This is a genomic window from Pseudomonas sp. KnCO4 (assembly GCF_045344305.1).
Lineage (GTDB): Bacteria > Pseudomonadota > Gammaproteobacteria > Pseudomonadales > Pseudomonadaceae > Aquipseudomonas > Aquipseudomonas anuradhapurensis.
The window spans coordinates 738,934-756,300 of record NZ_CP174199.1; the positions used below are offsets into that span (position 1 = coordinate 738,934).

The 17,367-nt window shown below is 63.6% G+C and carries 11 protein-coding genes and 1 pseudogene; 6 read left to right on the forward strand and 6 right to left on the reverse strand.

The features are described 5' to 3' along the window. Window positions 1-151: 151 nt before the first annotated feature. Window positions 152-1,405: a serine hydroxymethyltransferase gene (gene glyA / locus ACJA3S_RS03430; RefSeq protein WP_186689252.1), complete on the reverse strand. Its 1,254-nt coding sequence runs from the start codon at window positions 1,403-1,405 to the stop codon at window positions 152-154. A gap of 470 nt (window positions 1,406-1,875) precedes the next feature. Continuing rightward, window positions 1,876-4,860 (reverse strand): annotated as a pseudogene (locus tag ACJA3S_RS03435) (EAL domain-containing protein); the annotation flags it as partial. A 1,094-nt stretch (window positions 4,861-5,954) separates the two neighbouring features. Here ACJA3S_RS03435 and ACJA3S_RS03440 point away from each other — a divergent pair. The 3 genes from ACJA3S_RS03440 (at window position 5,955) to gdhA (ending at window position 9,969) form a co-directional block, all read left to right on the forward strand. Further along, window positions 5,955-6,359: a hypothetical protein gene (locus ACJA3S_RS03440; RefSeq protein ID WP_406820840.1), complete on the forward strand. Its 405-nt coding sequence runs from the start codon at window positions 5,955-5,957 to the stop codon at window positions 6,357-6,359. Between the two features lie 292 nt (window positions 6,360-6,651). Beyond that, window positions 6,652-8,319 (forward strand): energy-dependent translational throttle protein EttA, encoded by a 1,668-nt coding sequence (gene ettA, locus ACJA3S_RS03445; RefSeq protein WP_186673876.1) that lies wholly within the window; start codon window positions 6,652-6,654, stop codon window positions 8,317-8,319. Between the two features lie 309 nt (window positions 8,320-8,628). After that, entirely contained in the window at window positions 8,629-9,969 is a 1,341-nt protein-coding gene (gdhA, locus tag ACJA3S_RS03450) for an NADP-specific glutamate dehydrogenase (RefSeq protein WP_406820841.1), read from the forward strand. Window positions 9,970-10,108: 139 nt separating this feature from the next. On the opposite strand, the gene ACJA3S_RS03455 is transcribed toward gdhA, so the two are convergent. From ACJA3S_RS03455 to ACJA3S_RS03470, 4 genes are all read right to left on the reverse strand, one after another. Continuing rightward, on the reverse strand, window positions 10,109-10,606 hold the full coding sequence (locus ACJA3S_RS03455) for a GreA/GreB family elongation factor (RefSeq protein ID WP_406820842.1): 498 nt from the start codon (window positions 10,604-10,606) through the stop codon (window positions 10,109-10,111). Window positions 10,607-10,672: 66 nt separating this feature from the next. After that, on the reverse strand, window positions 10,673-11,029 hold the full coding sequence (locus ACJA3S_RS03460) for a hypothetical protein (RefSeq protein WP_406820843.1): 357 nt from the start codon (window positions 11,027-11,029) through the stop codon (window positions 10,673-10,675). A gap of 94 nt (window positions 11,030-11,123) precedes the next feature. Beyond that, complete coding sequence (locus ACJA3S_RS03465) at window positions 11,124-12,977, reverse strand: DUF4105 domain-containing protein (protein ID WP_406820844.1); 1,854 nt, start codon at window positions 12,975-12,977, stop codon at window positions 11,124-11,126. Between the two features lie 74 nt (window positions 12,978-13,051). Then, a complete protein-coding gene (locus ACJA3S_RS03470; protein ID WP_170028199.1) occupies window positions 13,052-13,540 on the reverse strand; it encodes a DUF3015 domain-containing protein in 489 nt (162 codons plus the stop codon). Between the two features lie 252 nt (window positions 13,541-13,792). Between ACJA3S_RS03470 and ACJA3S_RS03475 the strand changes: the two genes are divergently transcribed. From ACJA3S_RS03475 to ACJA3S_RS03485, 3 genes are all read left to right on the forward strand, one after another. After that, window positions 13,793-16,231 carry a Lon protease family protein gene (locus tag ACJA3S_RS03475; RefSeq protein ID WP_406820845.1) on the forward strand — a complete coding sequence of 813 codons (2,439 nt, stop codon included), beginning with the start codon at window positions 13,793-13,795 and terminating at the stop codon, window positions 16,229-16,231. Window positions 16,232-16,391: 160 nt separating this feature from the next. Beyond that, complete coding sequence (locus tag ACJA3S_RS03480) at window positions 16,392-16,730, forward strand: hypothetical protein (protein WP_170028201.1); 339 nt, start codon at window positions 16,392-16,394, stop codon at window positions 16,728-16,730. Window positions 16,731-16,839: 109 nt separating this feature from the next. Further along, window positions 16,840-17,328 carry a TIGR00645 family protein gene (locus ACJA3S_RS03485; protein WP_170028202.1) on the forward strand — a complete coding sequence of 163 codons (489 nt, stop codon included), beginning with the start codon at window positions 16,840-16,842 and terminating at the stop codon, window positions 17,326-17,328. The last annotated feature ends 39 nt before the right edge of the window (window positions 17,329-17,367 follow it).

Sequence of the window (17,367 nt, forward strand, 5' to 3'; positions counted from 1 at the left end):
GCGGTCCCGGCTAGCCCGGCGGCGAAGCTAGGGTTGTGGGGCCGCTGCGCGCCCCTTTCGCGACACAAGGCCGCTCCTACAGGAGGCGACAGGGCCGAAAACGAAAAAGCCCGGCACTAGGCCGGGCTTTTTCCTGTCAGGCAATCGCCAATCAGTTGCCGTAGACCGGCAGCTTCTTGCAGATAGCCTTGACTTTCTCACGTACGGCGTCGATGACCGCTTCGTTGTTCAGGTCAGCCAGGATGTCGCAGATCCAGCCAGCCAGCTCGCGGCACTCGGCTTCCTTGAAACCACGGGTGGTCACGGCCGGGGTGCCGAAACGCAGACCCGAGGTGACGAACGGGGAACGTGGGTCGTTCGGTACCGAGTTCTTGTTGACGGTGATGAAGGCTTTGCCCAGTGCGGCGTCAGCATCCTTGCCGGAGATTTCCTGCTTGATCAGCGACAGCAGGAACAGGTGGTTCTGGGTGCCACCGGAAACCACGTCGAAACCACGCTCGATGAACACGGCGGCCATGGCCTGGGCGTTCTTCACCACCTGCTGCTGGTAAGCCTTGAACTCAGGCTGCAGGGCTTCCTTGAAGCAGATGGCCTTGGCGGCGATGACGTGCTCCAGCGGGCCGCCCTGGGCGCCCGGGAAGACGGCGGAGTTCAGCTTCTTCTCGATCTCTTCGTTCTTGCGAGCGAGGATCAGGCCACCGCGCGGGCCGCGCAGGGTCTTGTGGGTGGTGGTGGTGACCACGTCGGCGAACGGCACCGGGTTCGGGTACACGCCAGCGGCAACCAGGCCGGCAACGTGGGCCATGTCGACGAACAGGTAGGCACCGACCTTGTCGGCGATGGCGCGGAAGCGGGCGAAGTCCAGAACCTGCGAGTAGGCCGAGAAGCCGGCAACGATCATCTTCGGCTTGTGCTCGACAGCCAGGCGCTCGACTTCGTCGTAGTCGATCAGGCCGTTGGCATCGATGCCGTACTGGATGGCGTTGTACAGCTTGCCCGAGGAGCTTACCGAAGCACCGTGGGTCAGGTGGCCACCGTGGGCCAGGCTCATGCCCAGGATGGTGTCACCGGCCGACAGCAGGGCCAGGTAGACAGCGGCGTTGGCCTGGGAGCCGGCGTGCGGCTGAACGTTGGCGTAGTCGGCACCGAACAGCTGCTTGGCACGGTCGATGGCCAGTTGCTCGACGACGTCGACGTACTCGCAACCACCGTAGTAGCGCTTGCCCGGGTAGCCTTCGGCGTACTTGTTGGTCAGGACCGAGCCCTGGGCTTCCATGACTGCCGGGCTGGTGTAGTTTTCCGAAGCGATCAGCTCGATATGCTCTTCCTGGCGCAGAGCTTCTTGCTGCATGGCTTCGAAGAGCTCGGCGTCGTACTTGGCAATGGTCAAATCACGGCTGAACATGGCGGTCCTCAAGGATCGGGGTGAATTGGGGGGGCATTCTAACCGATTGATTCGCCGCTGGCATATGAAGTGGCATCAAGTCGCGGACCAATGGGCTTCATGTTGCATCCCGCGCCGTGTCTGGGCTGGGCGGGGATCGGAGTTGACTTTCAGGTCCGTTTTTCAGGCGTGGGGCGCGGGCCTTACATGGGCTTCTGCAGGAGCGGCTTCAGCCGCGATCACCGGCAAGGGCGTTGCCAGCCACCGCGTCGCCTGCATCGCGGATAAATCCGCTCTACATGCGTGAACCGCGCCGGCCCCGGGCTGACGCCGTACCTGTAGGAGCGGCCTTGCGTCGCGAAAGGAGCGCAAAGCGGTCCCGGCCATTTTGCCGGCAAGCTGCAATCGTGGGGCCGCTGTGCGCCCCTTTCGCGACACAAGGCCGCTCCTACAAGTGCCCGCGTATGCCAGAAGAGCAGAAGAGGGCCGGCTCAATTGAACATGAACAACGTCTCGTTGGCGAACTGCGCCTCGAACTGATGCGCCGGCATCGGCCGCCCGAACAGGTAGCCCTGCACTTCGTCACAGCCATGCTCGCGAAGGAATTCCAGTTGCTCGTGGGTTTCCACGCCTTCGGCGATCACCGCCAGGTTGAGGCTGTGGGCCATGGCGATGATGGCCCGGGCAATCTGCGCATCCTGCTCGCCTTCCGGCAGGCCGTCGACGAAGGTACGGTCGATCTTCAGCACGTCGATAGGGAACTGCTTGAGGTAGTTCAGCGACGAATAACCGGTGCCGAAGTCGTCTACCGCGATGCTCAGGCCAAGGTTCTTCAGGCCGGCGAGAATCTGCAGCGCTTCGTTCACCTCGCGCATCAGGATGCTTTCGGTCAGCTCCAGCTCCAGGCACGCCGGCGGCAGGCCGCTCTCTTCCAGGACCCTGGCGATGCGCGTGCCCAGCTGGCCATCGGAGAACTGCCGCGCAGAAATGTTCACCGATACCTTCGGCACACGCACCTTGGCCTTGTGCCAGGCCTTGAGCTGGCGGCTGGCTTCGCGCAGCACCCAGTCGCCCACGTCCACCACCAGGCCCAGCTCCTCGATCACCGGGATGAAGTCGCCCGGTGGCACCAGGCCGCGGGTCGGGTGGCGCCAGCGCAGCAGGGCTTCGGCACCGGTCAGGCGCTTGCCATCGCCGCTGAACTGCGGCTGGTAGTAGAGGATGAACTCGTTCTGCTCCATGGCATGGCGCAGGTCGCTTTCCAGCTCCAGGCGCTCCAGGGCACTGGCGTTCATCTCGGCCTGGTAGAACTGGAAGTTGTTCTTGCCGCGTTCCTTGGCGTGGTACATGGCGGTGTCGGCGTTCTTCATCAGCTGGCTCAGTTCGCTGCCGTCCTGCGGGCTGAGGGCAATGCCGATACTGGCGGTGACGAAGAACTCGCGGTTTTCCAGCACGAACGGCCGCACCAGGCTGGCGAGAATGTTCTCGGCCACGTGAATCGCGCGGTTGAGGGCGATCTCGCGGGTAGCGCGTGGTTGCAGCAGCAGGGTGAACTCGTCGCCACCCATGCGCGCCACGGTATCGTCGTCGTCCACGCAGGCCAGCAGGCGCTGGGCCATGTCCTTGAGCATGCGGTCGCCAGCAGCGTGGCCGAGGGAGTCGTTGATCGGTTTGAAACGGTCCAGGTCGAGGAACATCAGCACTACCCAGGCCTTGTGCCGCTCGGCCTGTTGCAGGGCGTTGTACAGGCGGTCCTGGAACAGCGTGCGGTTGGGCAGGTGGGTGAGGGCGTCGTAGTACGCCAGACGGTGGATGCGCTGTTCGCTGGCCTTGCGCTCGCTGATGTCGGTGAAGAAGCACACGTAGCTGGCCAGGTCGCCCTCGTCGTCCAGCACCGCGGTAATGCCGACCCAGGCCGGGTAGTGGTCACCGTCACGGCGCTTGAGCCACACTTCACCTTCCCAGCTGCCGCGCTGGTGCAGCTGCTTGACCACATAGCGCAGGTGGCCTTCCTGCTGTTCGTCGACGGTGAGCATGCCTGGCAACTGGTCGAGCACCTCGCTGACGGCGTAACCACTGACGCGGCTGAACGCCTCGTTGGCCTGCACGATATAGCCGGCCGGGTCGGTGATGAGAATCGCCGATGTCGAGTGCTCGAACACCGTGGCAGCCATGCGCAGGTCTTTTTCGGCACGGCGTTGCTGGCTGATGTCGCGGCCCACCCCGAGCACGCCTTCGAAGTGCTGGTCATCGTCCCATACCAGTACCAGTCGCAGTTCGATGGGGATCTTGCGGCCATCGGCGCGCAGGCAGTCGAACAGGAACAGCTGGGTCGGCAGCTGGCTGCGCAACTGGGCCAGCAGCGCCGGGTCGCCCATGGCCTTGCTGACGCGTTCCATCAAGCTGTAGATGCCGGTGAGTTGCGCCGGGTTGGCGATTATCGACTGCCAGCCATTGGTGAAGATCCAGTCGGCCTGGTAGCCCAGCACGCTCTGTACCGAGGGGCTGACATAGTTGAGCTGGAGCCGGCTGTCGGTGGAGAAGATCACGTCGCTGATGCTCTCGGCGAGCATGCGGTAGCGCTGCTCGCTGTCGCGCAGCGACTGGCTGGCCTCGATCTGTACCGTCACGTCCTTGCCCACGCCGATGATGCGCGTGACCAGGCCATCGGCGTCACGGGTCAGTACCTGTTCGCGAATGTCGTAGCAGCGCCAGCCGCCATCGCGGTGGCGGAAGCGCAGCTGGCAGTGCAGCGGCTGGTCATGGCCGCTGTCGCGCTGTTGCTGGCGCAGGGCCTGGTAGTGCGTGGCGTCCTCGGGGTGCAGCAGCAGCTCCCAGAAACGGTCGCCCATCTGCGCCAGCTCGGTACGGTCGTAGCCCAGGGTCTGGCCGAGATGGCGGTTGCTGAAGATCATCCGCTGGCTGAGCACGTCCTGCACGTACAGCTGGTCGGGTACGGTGCGCACGACGTCCGACCAGAAGCTTTCGCGCTCCAGCAGCGACAGCTCCACCTGCTTGCGGCTGGTGATATCGCTGATGCTGAGGATCACAGCCTGGTAGTCACGACGCTGTTGCGGCAGGCGCGCCATCAGCCACAGGTGCAGCTCGCCACCCAGCGGGGCCGGCAGGCGCACTTCCAGTTCCAGCAACGGACGTTGTTCGATCAATGCATCGATCAGTTGCATGCCCACGCTGTCGCGGCCATCGCCGGTGCCGTCGATCAGGCGCTGCCAGGCACCTTCATGGCACTCGATGTTCAACAACTGGCGTGCCACCTGGTTGATCTCGGTGATCTTCAGTTCCAGCAGCAGCGAGCGGCGCAGGTTCGGGTCGAGGGCCAGGCTGTGCTTGAGCGCGGCGCGGTTGCGCAGGTGATAGCGGTCGAGCTGGCCGGGCAGGCTGGACAGGTCGAGCACGCACAAGGCCACGCCGGTGCCTTCGAAAATTTCCTGGTAGCGCCGGCGGTCTTCCTGCAACGCCCGTTGCCGGCGGCGCATGTTGATCAGCGCGACAACCGGCAGCATGGCGCAGAACAGCACCAGCAGGCATTTGCCCAGCAGTGCGGGCAGCAGCGTCTGGCGCGCCAGCTTGGCGTCGAACAGGCCGCGCAGTTGCCAGGTGCTGTTATCGATGAAGGCCAGCATCACGCTCTGCAGCGGCGCGTTGCTGCCAGGGGTTGGCGCATGGCGCTGCAGCACTTCGCCGCTGCGGCTGTTTTCCAGCAGCCACAGCGGACGGCCAGGGCCATCCAGGTAGGTGATCAGCGGGCGGTAGTACGCCGGCGCCAGGCGCAACAGCCAATAGCCGCTGTGCTCATCGGAGCCTTGACGCAGTAACAGGTAGACGGAGCTGTTGTCGGCCGAATTGGTGAAGAAATACGGGCTGCCCTGGCTCAGCTTGAGCAATTCGTCAATCGACTGGCGGTCGGGGCTGCCGGCAAGGCTGTCGGCCAACAGCTTCCCGGCTGCATCCAGCCAGGCCAGGCTCTGCAGGTCCGGCAACTGCTCGCGCAAACCGGCCAGCACGGCGGGCAGGGCGGAGGGCGTCGGTACATTGGCGTAGGGCTGCAGCACATTCGTGGCCTGTTGAGCCTTGAACGCCAGGTTCAGGCTGAGGTGGTCGGCCAGCTCGGCGGTGCCTTCCAGGGTTTTCTTGCGCAGGTCGGCCTGGGTGTGGTTGAACTGGGCGAACAACTGCCACAGCAGCAAACCCAGCAGGATCAGGGCCAGCAGCGCCAACGCACCCTTGATCGACCCGCGCAGGGAGGCAGCGGGCGCCTGGGGCGCGGAACGCAATGACGGCGGATGAGTGAGATTGGTCAAGCGTTGATCCTGCGATTGGGCTGGCGATGGCAGGGGTTGATGATGCACGGTACGTGCCGGTATCTGGTTGCCAGACTGCGGTGGCGCACTATAAGGCCGGACACCCGAAACGGGCTAGCATGCCTAGGATTATGGCAAAGTGCCAGCCAATGTGACCGGTGGTGCCTGCCGTGTGGTTCGGCAAGCCCCTGCGACCTGTGCGAGAATAGCGCCCGCTTCACATGACAACGCATCGGAGATGTTCGGTTTTGGTTACTCACTTTTCCTCCAATGGCCTCGATTCCGCCTGCGGGCGCAGCAGTCAGACCCTTGTCAGCACTGCCGTGACCGAGGACGTATCCTGCAAGTCCTGCCAGCGTTCGCTGAGCAAACCCGAGGCGGCCACTGCCGCCAAGAGCAAGAGCCCGTCGCTGGCTGAACTGCGCAAGACCGCCAAGGCGGCAGCAGAGCCGGCAGTTGCGGTGACCGAGGACAAGCCGGCGGCCAAGGTCGTCAGCCGTGCGCCTGCGGCCACCAGGCCGGCCACAGCTGCCGAGCAGCAACCTGCCCGCGCAGGCGGCTTCAGTGTGAAAGCGGCATGGGCCGCGCGCCTGGCCGAGCAGGGCGACCGCTGCCGCTTGCCGCGGGGCAAAGCCAGGCAGCGTCACGTCTGAGCCATCGTTGGCTGCTGTGCCGGCCCTTTCGCGGCTAAAGCCGCTCCCACAGGGATATCACTGCCTTTAAATATTGTGCAGTACCTGTGGGAGCGGCTTTAGCCGCGAAAGGGCCGGTACAGGCAAGAGATTCCCCCTGATCCCACCCCCACCATCGGCCCCTCCTGTGCAACGCTGCGCGTTGGCGTAGAATGGTCGACTTTGTTCAATGACACCCCGTAAACACATCCCCCTGGCCAGCGCGCCGGGGCGATCGTCGATGTCTTTACCTATCTGATTAGAGGGCTTGGTTTTGGCTCAATACGTCTACACCATGCATCGGCTGAGCAAGGTCGTGCCGCCGAAGCGGGAAATTCTCAAGAATATTTCCCTGTCGTTCTTCCCGGGCGCCAAGATTGGCGTGCTCGGCCTGAACGGCGCCGGTAAATCGACCCTGCTGCGGATCATGGCGGGCGTCGACAAGGAATTCGACGGCGAAGCCCGTCCGATGCCCGACATCAACGTTGGCTACCTGCCGCAGGAACCGCAACTGGACCCGAACAAGTCGGTGCGTGAAGTGGTCGAGGAAGCGGTCAGCGTGATCAAGGACGCCCAGGCACGCCTGGACGAGGTCTACGCTGCCTATGCCGAACCGGATGCCGACTTCGACAAGCTGGCCGCCGAGCAGGCCAAGCTCGAAGCCATCCTGCAGGCCGCCGACGGCCACAACCTGGAGCGCCAGCTGGACGTTGCCGCCGACGCCCTGCGCCTGCCGGCCTGGGACGCCCGCATCGAGCACCTGTCCGGTGGTGAGAAGCGCCGTGTGGCCCTGTGCCGCCTGTTGTTGTCGGCCCCCGACATGCTGCTGCTGGACGAACCGACCAACCACCTGGATGCCGACTCGGTGGCTTGGCTGGAGCGTTTCCTGCACGACTTCCCGGGCACCGTGGTAGCGATTACCCACGACCGCTACTTCCTCGACAACGTCGCCGGCTGGATCCTGGAACTGGACCGCGGCGCCGGCATTCCGTACGAAGGCAACTACTCGGGCTGGCTGGAAGCCAAGTCCGAGCGCCTGGCGCAGGAATCGAAGCAGCAGAGCGCCCATGAAAAGGCCATGAAAGAGGAACTGGAGTGGGTGCGCAAAGGCGCCAAGGCCCGCCAGTCCAAGTCCAAGGCCCGCCTGCAGCGCTTCGAGGAAATGCAATCGCAGGAATTCCAGAAGCGCAGCGAAACCAACGAGATCTACATCCCGGCCGGTCCGCGCCTGGGTGACAAGGTGATCGAGTTCAAGAACGTCACCAAGGGCTACGGCGACCGCGTGCTGATCGACAACCTGTCGTTCTCCATGCCGAAAGGCGCCATCGTCGGCGTGATCGGTGGTAACGGTGCCGGTAAGTCGACCCTGTTCCGCATGCTGATGGGCAAGGAGCAGCCGGACTCGGGCAGCATCGAGATAGGTGAAACCGTGCAGCTGGCCTGCGTCGACCAGAGCCGGGAAGACCTGGACGGCAGCAAGACCGTGTTCCAGCAGATTTCCGACGGTTCCGATGTGATCCGCATCGGCAACTACGAGATCCCGTCGCGTACCTATGTGGGCCGCTTCAACTTCAAGGGTGGCGACCAGCAGAAGTTCGTCAAGGACCTGTCCGGTGGTGAGCGTGGCCGCCTGCACCTGGCCCTGACCCTGAAGGAGGGCGGTAACGTCCTGCTGCTCGACGAACCGTCCAACGACCTCGACGTCGAAACCCTGCGTTCGCTGGAAGAAGCCCTGCTGGACTTCCCGGGCGCCGCGATCGTGATTTCCCACGACCGTTGGTTCCTGGACCGTGTGGCCACCCACATCCTGGCGTACGAAGACGACTCGAACGTGGTGTTCTTCGAAGGCAACTACACCGAGTACGAAGCCGACCGCAAGAAGCGCCTGGGCGATGCCGCTGCCCAGCCGCACCGTGTACGGCACAAGAAGCTGGCCCAGTAAGCCGGTATTCTGATGCACAGGAATGGGGCCTTCTTAGGCCCCATTTTTGTGCCTGGCTGGAAATTGGTGTTGGCTTCATTCGCGGGCATGCCCGCTCCCTAGCACCCTTGGAACCTCGGGCTTGTAATGAGCCTGTGGGAGCGGGCGAGCCCGCGAAGAAGCCGCCGCCGACATTTGGCTTTGTATACACTTATAGAAAACGCACCAAATAATTTCAAAAAAACGACATTTTGCCCTGTTCCGGTGCGATTGCTTCTTGGTACATTCGGGAAAAAACCAATAAGTCCAATCCTCGGTGAGATGTCTACCATGATCGAATCTGTCGACAATTTCCTCGCGCGCCTGAAGCAACGCGATCCGGCCCAGCCCGAATTCCACCAGGCAGTGGAAGAAGTGCTGCGCAGCCTGTGGCCGTTCCTCGAAGCCAACCCACATTACCTGCAGGCCGGCATTCTGGAGCGCATGGTCGAGCCTGAGCGCGCCGTGCTGTTCCGCGTGTCCTGGGTCGATGACCAGGGCAAGGTGCAGGTCAACCGCGGCTACCGCATCCAGATGAGCAGCGCCATCGGCCCGTACAAGGGCGGCCTGCGCTTCCACCCGTCGGTCAACCTCGGCGTGCTCAAGTTCCTGGCATTCGAGCAGGTGTTCAAGAACTCCCTCACCTCGCTACCCATGGGCGGCGGCAAAGGTGGCTCGGACTTCGATCCGAAAGGCAAGAGCGACGCCGAGGTGATGCGCTTCTGCCAGGCGTTCATGAGCGAGCTGTACCGCCACATCGGCGCCGACCTGGACGTGCCGGCCGGTGACATTGGCGTGGGAGCGCGCGAAATCGGCTTCATGTTCGGCCAGTACAAGCGCCTGGCCAACCAGTTCACTTCCGTGCTGACGGGCAAGGGCATGACCTATGGCGGCAGCCTGATCCGCCCGGAGGCCACTGGCTACGGTTGCGTGTACTTCGCCGAGGAAATGCTCAAGCGCCAGGACAAGCGCATCGATGGTTGCCGCGTGGCGATTTCCGGCTCGGGCAATGTGGCCCAGTATGCAGCGCGCAAGGTCATGGACCTGGGCGGCAAGGTCATCTCGCTGTCCGATTCCGAAGGTACCCTGTACGCCGAGGCCGGCCTGACCGACGCCCAGTGGGATGCGGTCATGCAGTTGAAGAACGTCAAGCGTGGCCGCATCAGCGAACTGGCCGCCCAGTTCGGCCTGGAGTTCCGCCAGGGCCAGACCCCATGGAACCTGCCGTGCGACATCGCCTTGCCGTGCGCCACGCAGAACGAGCTGGACGCCGAAGACGCCCGCACCCTGCTGCGTAATGGCTGCATCTGCGTGGCGGAGGGCGCCAACATGCCGACCACCCTCGCGGCTGTGGATATCTTCCTGGACGCCGGCATTCTTTACGCGCCTGGCAAGGCCTCCAACGCTGGCGGCGTGGCTGTGTCGGGGCTGGAGATGTCGCAGAATGCCATGCGCTTGCTGTGGACCGCCGGTGAAGTGGACAGCAAGCTGCACAACATCATGCAGTCGATTCACCATGCGTGCGTGCACTACGGTGAAGAGGCCGATGGCCGGATCAACTATGTGAAGGGTGCGAACATCGCCGGCTTCGTGAAAGTGGCGGATGCGATGCTGGCGCAAGGCGTGGTCTGATTCGAGCGTGCCGGGGCCGCTTTGCGGCCCTTTCGCGACGCAAGGCCGCTCCTACAAGCGCCGCGGTCACCCAGGTTGTCGGGGTTTGCTGGAGGAGCGGCCTTGCGTCGCGATGGGCTGCAGAGCAGCCCCCTGGCCTTCAATCCTCACCCTCGATATCGACTACTTCGATCATCTGCTCTCCCGCCGGCCGTCGCCACAGCACTTCATCTCCAGGCCCGGCCCCGAGCAATGCCCGCCCCAGCGGCGAGCCCCAGTTGATCAGCCCGCGCCCCGCATCCGCCTCGTCCTCACCCACCAGCCGCACCACATGCTCCTGGTCCTGGGCATCGACAAAGCGCACCCGGCTACCGATCTGCACCTTGCTCCGCGACGTGGCCGCCGCGACCACCTGGGCGCTCTGCAGCCGCGCGTTGAAATAGCGCAAATCTCGTTCGGTATCGGCCAGGCGCTGCTTGTCGCCACGCTCGCCTTGTGCCTGCAGCTCGCTGCGCAGGGCATTCAGCTCGGCCACGCGGTCTTGCAGCTGGCGCAGGCCACTGGCGGTCACGTAGTTGGGTTGTTCGCTGACTCGCCGCTCGACCGGCTGGTCGGCCTGGGCGGCGGCCTGGTCTTCGTTGACGAATGCTCGGCTCATGCATACCTCCTTGTGCAGGAGACCATCATGGCTGGCTGCCGGTTTCAAGGGATGTCCGATTGCGACTCAGTCGTGCCGATAAGCCTTGGCGGCGCCGCGATCCTTTTCCTGTTGCCATTCGCGTTCACGCTCGTCCCAGAAACGCTCGTGGTATTGGCGCTGTTGTTCACTGTTCTGCATGGCCTGGCACTGGCGGAAGCCGTCGTCCCAGCCCGATTCGTACTGCCGGTCGTGCAGGTAGCGCGGTACATCCTTGCGGAAGTCGCCGACCATCAGCCCGGCCGCCTGGCGGCCACTGCTGCAGCCATCCTCATAGCCGTCGGCGAATGCGGGGGGATAACCCCGGTCGACCAGCTGTTCGTGGGTCGTTTCGCAACCCGCCAGCAACAAGGCAATGCACAAGCCCGACCAATACCGCGACATGACCACCTGGACCTTCGGAGAGATACCGGAAAGTCTAGGTGGCGATTTGTCGGCGAGCTGTCAAAACAGTGTCAAAGAGTCGGTTGGTTCACACTCAGTAGTGGTACCACTTCAGTTCCAGCATCACCTCGTTCTGCGCCGTTGCCAGGTGGCTGAACTCGCGCGAGGCGCTCAGGCGCAGCCCCAGGTTCTGGCTGATTTCCCACTGCTGGTTCAGGCTCACGCTGCGTCGCACTTCGCCATTGGTGAAGTAATCACCCTTGGCCTCGAGCGTCATGTTGCCCAGCCCGTTGCGCCACAGCAGCCCGCTGTTGAACCCCGCCGCCGGGGCGATGAACTGGGCAAAGTCGTTGTGGTGCTCGACCCGCAGCGTGCCCAGGGCAAAGCCCAGCAGCCCGTCCGCCAGCTGCCAGGTGCCACCGGCTCCGCCATTCACATGGCTCACCAGCACTTCGTCATCATGCTTGCCCGGTACCCGTTCCAGCCCGCCGGCCACTTGCCACGACCACGGCTTGAGCAACGCGTTGCGCGGGGTCAGCGAGCGGATGGTGGCCAGGTCCAGGCGCTGCACCTGCCAGTCGTTGCCTTCGTACTGGCGCACTTTCAGCTGCAGAATCTCGATCTGCGCCCCCAACGGGAAGCCGTAGGCGTTGTCGTTCAGGTCGTGGTAGGCCATGCGCAGGCCATACTCGGCGTAGGCACGGTCCTCGCGGGTGCCTGCGCCCAGCTGCCAGGTGCGTGAATCATGGCCGTCCTCGGGCAGCCCCGGGCGTTCGATGTCCAGCGCCGGTGGCGGGTTGCGGTTGATCGCCTGCAACAGCTCGAAGCTGCGCCGGGCCTGGTCGGCGTCGCGCTGCTGGCCGTTGGCGCGGTAACGCTCCAGGCGATACGCGGCATCCTGCACCAGTGCCTGGCGTGGGCGGGGCAGGGCGGTAAAGTCAGGGTTCTGCAGCTGTGCGGTATCGGCGCTGATGGCCAGCACCTGCTGCTTTTCATGGTGGTCCAGCGGTTCGGCCCGGGCCAGCAACTCGCGCTCGCGCGAAGGGCGGTATTTCACGCTGGAAACCAGGCCGGACTGGCGCACCGCCTTCACCGTGTCGGTGGGGATGGCCGTGAGCGGGAACTGTGAGGTCAGGTCCAGGCTCGGCCGGGCGACCTGCAGCAACTCCAGCAGGCGATACGAGCAGTTTTCGTCGAAGAAGAAGTAGTCGAACTGGATCTGCTTCAGCTCCCACACATGCTCGACCATGCGCCCGGTCTCGGCTGGCGTCAGGTCCAGCTGGTATTCCCACAGGTCGCGGTTTTCCAGGCTGCGGTACTCGGAGAGTTTTTCCTGGTAGGGCATCAGTGCGAACAGCCCCGGGTAGCCGCCCATCAGGCCTTTCCAGGCATACAGGATGCTGTTGTCGCTGCCTTCGATATAGGCGCCGAAGTTGATCGCGTAGCTCAGCAGCGTGGTGTCGTCGCTGCGGGTTTTCGACTGGTCGATGCGCAGCAAGGTATGGCCGAACATCGAGGACGGGCTGTTCAGGTACGCCGCTGGAAAGATCAGCGCCGCGCTGTGCGGGTCGATCGACTGGTACCAGGTGGTGAACTCCTGGCAGGCTGGCTGTGGCAAGCCTTGCAGGTCGAGCTGTTCGCGCAGCCAGCGGGTACGCGCCGGGAACCGGCACTGGGCGTGCTGGTCGCCGAGGCTGGCCGGGGCGTACAGCGCTTCGACGGTGGCTTGCAGCTCCTGGTCGGGGTGGTGCGCGCCGTCCTCGGCGAGGAAGAACGCGTCATCGTCCACATAGCTGCGCCAGCCACCGAGCTTGGCGGTTTCGTAGTGGCCCAGGGCAATCCAGTAGGGGGTGTTGGCCAGTTGCTGGAGACGGCCTTGGTCCAGCAACGGTGCGGCATGTACAGGGGCGCAGGCACACAGCGCCAGGGAAACGAGGCGTTTGAGCATGTCGGGCAACTACTTCTCAACGATGCCGAAAAAAGGCGAAACCCGCCCCGTAGCCGGGGCGGGAGCAGCTGCGCTTAGGCCTCGGTAGCGTATTTGGCCAGGCGTGGATCGTTCTTCAGCACGGCCAGGGTGTTGCTGTGGACCGTTTCGGCAGTGACGTCGGCACTGCTGAAGATCTGGTTGAAGTGCTGGTGGGTGACTGCTGCGAAGTAGCCGCGGTCTTCCGGGGCTACGCCGAGTACCACGGCATAGGTGGTCAGTGCTTCGCCCTGGCCCATGGCCATGTCTTCGGACAGCTCGTTCATCATGCCGTTCATGGCGAACCAGGACTTGCCGCCGTAAGTCAGCGAAGCCTTGGTCGAGCAACCGTTGGTGCCGGACGTCATGCCGAAGGTAGCGTTACCGGAGGTGCCGTTGGTGGTAGAAGCCAGGAAGTGTGCCGGAGTGCCGCGCTGGCCTTCGAACAGCATGTTGCCCCAGCCGCAGTTCGGGCCACCTGGCGCTTCGGCCATGGCGTTGAGAGAAACTACGGTGAACAGAGTACCCAGAAGAATCCGTTTCATAGCATTTGTTCTCTATTTGACTTAACCAAGGGTCAGGGTTTCTGGCAACTCGGTTGCCAGGTCGGGAAAGCTTTTCACCCACCCGCGCAGCTTGGAGTTTAGGCACGATCTAAAGGTTGCGTTGCTGATTGCGAAAAATTTGCTCTCAGATGACCCGCTGCGCCTGGAGATAAAGTCCCGCGGAGCCTTGCAAGGCGCGCGCGGGCAGCGCCAGAATGCTGCGTATCTGCCCCGCCGAAGTAAGGAAACCCAATGCCCGATCCTGTCGCTGCGCGCCTGCGTCTCGCGCCTGAAGCCCTGACCCGGCGTTTCTCCCCCGAGCAGTTTGCCTTTACCAACACCGACGATCTGGAGCCGTTTCGCGGAGTCCTGGGCCAGGAACGTGCTGTCGAGGCCCTGCAGTTCGGCGTGGCCATGCCGCGCCCCGGTTACAACGTGTATGTGATGGGCGAGCCCGGCACCGGCCGTTTCTCGTTCGTCAAGCGCTACCTCAAGGCCGAGGGCAAGCGCCAGCAGACCCCGGCCGACTGGGTCTACGTCAATCACTTCGATGACACCCGCGAACCGCGCGCGCTGGAATTGCCCTCCGGCAGCGCCGGGGCGTTCATCGCCGACATGAACGGGCTGATCGACAACCTGTTGGCGACCTTCCCGGCGGTGTTCGAGCACCCGTCCTACCAGCAGAAGAAAGGCGCCATCGACCGCGCCTTCAACCAGCGCTACGACCGCGCCCTGGATGTGATCGAGCGTGCCTCGCTGGAAAAGGACGTGGCCCTGTACCGCGACGCCAGCAACGTCGCCTTCACCCCGATGGCCGACGGCAAGGCCCTGGATGAAGCCGAATTCGCCCAGCTGCCGGAAGAAGTGCGCGAGCAGTTCCACGAAGACATCGCCCTGCTCGAGGAGCGCCTGAACGAAGAACTGGCCAGCCTGCCGCAATGGAAGCGCGAGTCGAACAACCAGCTGCGCCAGCTCAACGAAGAAACCATCACCCTGGCCCTGCAGCCGCTGCTGGCGCCGTTGTCGGAAAAATACGCGGAAAACGCGGCGGTCTGTGCCTACCTGCAGTCGGTGCAGTTGAACCTGCTGCGGACCGTGGTCGAGCAACTGGTCGACGACAGCAAGAGTGACGCCGCCGCGCGCAAGCTGCTCGAAGAGCAGTATGCCCCCAGCCTGGTGGTCGGCCACCACGCCGACGGCGGTGCGCCGGTGGTGTTCGAGCCCCACCCGACCTACGACAACCTGTTCGGCCGCATCGAGTACAGCACCGACCAGGGCGCCCTGTATACCTCGTACCGCCAGCTGCGCCCGGGCGCACTGCACCGCGCCAACGGCGGGTTCCTGATCCTCGAAGCCGAGAAGATGCTCGGCGAGCCGTTCGTCTGGGACGCACTCAAGCGTGCCCTGCAGTCGCGCAAGCTGAAGATGGAGTCGCCGTTGGGCGAGCTGGGCCGCGTCGCCACCGTCAGCCTGACGCCGCAGATGATCCCGCTGAACGTCAAGCTGATCATCATCGGTTCGCGCCAGCTGTATTACGCGCTGCAAGACCACGACCCGGACTTCCAGGAGATGTTCCGGGTGCTGGTCGACTTCGACGAAGACATGCCCATGGTCGACGAGAACCTGGAGCAGCTCGCCCAGTTGCTGCGCACCCGCACCAACGAAGAAGGCATGGCACCGCTGACCAGTGATGCGGTGGCGCGCCTGGCCACCTACAGCGCCCGCTTGGCAGAGAACCAGTCGCGCCTTTCGGCGCGTATCGGCGACCTGTTCCAGCTGGTCAGCGAAGCCGATTTCATTCGCCAGCTGGCCAGTGACGAAATGACCGACGCCGGCCATATCGAACGCGCGCTCAAGGCCAAGGCCACCCGTACCGGGCGTGTTTCGCAGCGGGTGCTGGACGACATGTTGGCCGGCATCATCCTGATCGACACCGAAGGCGCAGCCATCGGCAAGTGCAACGGCCTGACCGTGCTGGAAGTGGGCGACTCGGCGTTCGGCATGCCGGCACGTATCTCCGCCACCGTGTACCCGGGCGGCAGCGGCATCGTCGACATCGAGCGCGAGGTCAACCTCGGCCAGCCAATCCACTCCAAGGGCGTGATGATCCTTACCGGTTACCTGGGCAGCCGTTATGCCCAGGAATTCCCGCTGGCGATCTCGGCGAGCATTGCCCTGGAACAATCCTACGGCTACGTCGACGGTGACAGCGCCTCGCTGGGCGAGGCCTGCACGCTGATCTCGGCCTTGTCGCGCACGCCGCTCAAGCAGTGCTTCGCCATCACTGGCTCGATCAACCAGTTTGGTGAAGTGCAGGCGGTGGGTGGGGTCAACGAGAAGATCGAAGGCTTCTTCCGTTTGTGCGAGGCACGTGGCCTGACCGGCGAACAGGGGGTGATCATCCCGCGGGCCAACGTCGCCACGCTGATGCTCGACGAGCGCGTGCTGCAGGCGGTGGAGAACGGCATGTTCCACGTCTATGCGGTCAGCCAGGCCGACGAGGCGCTGAGCCTGCTGGTGGGCGAGGAGGCCGGCGTGCTGGATGACAAGGGCCAGTTCACCGAAGGCAGCGTCAACGCCCGCGTAGTAGAGCGCCTGCGCGAGATCGCCGAGATGATCGGCGAGGAAGAAATCGAGAAGGCGGAGAAAGAGCGCCTGGAAGAGGTGATTGCCCAGGCCAAGCCAGCCTGAGTCAATAAACCGGCGCTGGCGGCGATGTGCTACCGTTCAGCGCCGGTTTTCCATCTTTGCGTGCTGTTCTTCTATGCTGGAACTTAAGGACGTTATCAGCGTTCAGGATGGAAACAGCCTGACTCCAGGCTGAACAGGGCTCTTTGGAGGGGACGCGGCCATGCGCAACCTCAGCCTCACACGCCAGTGCCTGGGCCTGGTGACCCGTATCGAATGCTGCATCCGACCACTGGCCGGGGACAACGGTATGTGGACGCTGCTGTTCGCTGCCGGAATGGCCGGTGAACAGCCGTCCGCGATCAAGGCCCAGGGGCCGTTCCATGGGCCGCTGGTGGCCGAATCGGTACTGAATGCCATCGTCGACAGCCTGACCTTGCATGGCTACCAGGTGGCCGAGGATCCACAGATCTGGTGCTTGCACCTGCAGGCGCAGTTGCGGCGGATCAATGGCGATCGCTGCCGTAACCTCGGGGATTTCCAGTTTCATCCTGAAACCTGAACCATTGCCGGGGCTGCAGCGCAGCCCCGTTTCAGCGGGCTTTTGCTGCAACCGGTGGCTGGCTATACTCGCCGTCGCTTTTTAGTCACCTGATGAGTCCCAACCCTCCATGGAACGTATCCTCGAAAACGCGATGTATGCCTCGCGCTGGCTGCTCGCACCGATCTACTTCGGCCTGTCCCTTGGCTTGCTGGCCCTGGCGCTGAAATTCTTCCAGGAAGTGATCCACGTCCTGCCCAATGTCTTCGCCCTGAGCGAAGCCGACCTGATCCTGGTGATCCTGTCGTTGATCGACATGTCGCTGGTCGGTGGCCTGCTGGTGATGGTGATGATCTCCGGCTACGAAAACTTCGTCTCGCAGCTGGACATCGATGAGAGCAAGGAAAAGCTCAACTGGCTGGGCAAGATGGATTCTTCATCGCTGAAGATGAAAGTCGCGGCATCGATCGTGGCCATTTCCTCCATCCACCTGCTGCGGGTGTTCATGGATGCGCAGAACATCTCCACCGACTATCTGATGTGGTATGTGATCATCCACATGACCTTCGTGGTCTCGGCGTTCTGCATGGGCTACCTGGACAAGCTCACCAAGCACTGAACCCTTCGCCTGACGCGGCCCGTGTAGGAGCGGCCTGGT

Excerpts from the sequence above, each read along its gene's own strand:
- ACJA3S_RS03470 (WP_170028199.1), bottom strand. The coding sequence starts at position 13,540 with ATGAAACGGATTCTTCTGGGTACTCTGTTCACCGTAGTTTCTCTCAAC.
- ACJA3S_RS03460 (WP_406820843.1), bottom strand. The coding sequence starts at position 11,029 with ATGTCGCGGTATTGGTCGGGCTTGTGCATTGCCTTGTTGCTGGCGGGT.
- ACJA3S_RS03465 (WP_406820844.1), bottom strand. The coding sequence starts at position 12,977 with ATGCTCAAACGCCTCGTTTCCCTGGCGCTGTGTGCCTGCGCCCCTGTA.
- ACJA3S_RS03480 (WP_170028201.1), top strand. The coding sequence starts at position 16,392 with ATGCGCAACCTCAGCCTCACACGCCAGTGCCTGGGCCTGGTGACCCGT.
- ACJA3S_RS03485 (WP_170028202.1), top strand. The coding sequence starts at position 16,840 with ATGGAACGTATCCTCGAAAACGCGATGTATGCCTCGCGCTGGCTGCTC.
- ACJA3S_RS03475 (WP_406820845.1), top strand. The coding sequence starts at position 13,793 with ATGCCCGATCCTGTCGCTGCGCGCCTGCGTCTCGCGCCTGAAGCCCTG.
- ACJA3S_RS03455 (WP_406820842.1), bottom strand. The coding sequence starts at position 10,606 with ATGAGCCGAGCATTCGTCAACGAAGACCAGGCCGCCGCCCAGGCCGAC.
- glyA (WP_186689252.1), bottom strand. The coding sequence starts at position 1,405 with ATGTTCAGCCGTGATTTGACCATTGCCAAGTACGACGCCGAGCTCTTC.
- gdhA (WP_406820841.1), top strand. The coding sequence starts at position 8,629 with ATGATCGAATCTGTCGACAATTTCCTCGCGCGCCTGAAGCAACGCGAT.